Annotated in this window: 1 protein-coding gene; it reads left to right on the plus strand. The window is 74.9% G+C overall.

Translation table 11 applies throughout. The features are described 5' to 3' along the window. Positions 1–118: 118 nt before the first annotated feature. Positions 119–1,518, plus strand: a 1,400-nt coding sequence (locus tag JNW98_RS32660) for an NACHT domain-containing protein (protein WP_372459383.1), incomplete at its 3' end; no start/stop codon positions are given.

Genomic DNA, 1,518 nt, shown 5'->3' on the forward strand with positions numbered 1-1,518 from the left:
AGCCCGCGCAGCCCCCGCTTGCGGCCGCACTCCCGCCGTGCCTACCGTGAAACGAACGCCGCGCTCCGCACGGCCACTTAAGGCCACACCTCCCCGCCCCTCCGGGAGGAGACGCCGCATGACGCAGGTCGTCCGCCGACCACCCGGCAAATCCCGCCCCCGCCCCGCCCCCGTGGCCACCCTCCCCCTCCGTCGGGCGGCGGCCGCGCTGCACTGGGCGGTGCTGTCGCGGAGCCACCGCCGCACGGTCCGCCGGGAGGCGCGGCACGGGGCGCCGCGCCCGGGCAAGTGGCGCCGCTGGAACTCGTACACGGCCGTCTCGCGCGCCTGCTGCCTGCTGATCGCGCTGGTGGTGGCCGCCTGGTGTGTGGAGGGCGTGTACATCGTCGTCACCGGGGAGACGACGCCGTTCGAGACGTGGCGCAAGGGGAACGCGGGGTTCGACGCGCTGATCCGCTTCGTCGGGCCGGTGCTGACGGCCGGGATCGCCTCGGCGGCGTTCCTGATCTGCTGGTACAGCTGGACGAAGCGGCGCTACCTGGCCAAGGCCCGGCACAGGCCGCACGCGCTGGTGCCCACGGCCGGGCCGGACACGGCGGAGATCGTCGGCCGCCAGGAGGTGGCGCAGGTCATCGCGGAGCGGCTGCGCGACCGGGCCACCCGCCGGCCGTACCTGCTGGTCGGCGGCCTGGGGACGGGCAAGACGGCGGTCCTGGTGCGGCTGACGGAGATGCTGGCCCGGCAGGGCGCCGTGCCGGTACCCGTCCGGCTGCGGGACACCGCGGACCAGGGCGAGCTGGACTTCGAGAAGCTGGCCCGCCGCCGGTTCGCGGAGGAGGCGCCGCAGGGCATCCTGGCGCGCAGCAAGAACGAGCGCGTCTGGCAGCAACTGCTCGCGGACGACAAGCCGGTGGTCATCGCGGACGGGCTGGAGGAGGCGGTGCTCGGCGAGCGGTTCCAGGACGACCGGGACAACATCATCCGGCGGGCCATCGAGCGCGCCTACGAAGAACGCCTCCCGCTGGTCATCGCGTCCCGGCCGCACACGCCGCTGGAGGGGACGCACGCCGCGATCATCGAGCTGGAGCCGCTCAGCGAGGAGGAGGCGCTGCACTTCGTGGAGGACCGCGCCGCCGAGTCGGACGAGCGCCGCCTCGACTGGATCGTGGAGACGGCGGAGGCCACCGAGTCGCCGCTCTACCTCCAGATCGCCCGGGAGCTGCACCGCCACCGCACGCTGGAGCGCGACCGGCCGCGCAACGACCCGCACCGGCTGGACACCCGCAGCTGGGACCGGTCCACGCTGCGGCTGTGGCTGCTGGAGACCTGGTACCACGCGCTGGCCGAGGGCCGGCTGCGGGAGGACGTCGGGCTGACGACGCCGGAGCGCCGGGACACCCTGGAGGCGGTCTCCGCGCTGGCCTGCGCCGGGCTGCTCCAGGACAAGCTGGAGGTCGGCTTCGGCGACCTGCTGGACGGGGACGTGCACCCGAGTCCGGTCCGGCGGGCCGGGGCGAC

It is taken from the genome of Streptomyces huiliensis, assembly GCF_020037025.1.
GTDB classification, from domain to species: Bacteria; Actinomycetota; Actinomycetes; order Streptomycetales; family Streptomycetaceae; genus Streptomyces; species Streptomyces huiliensis.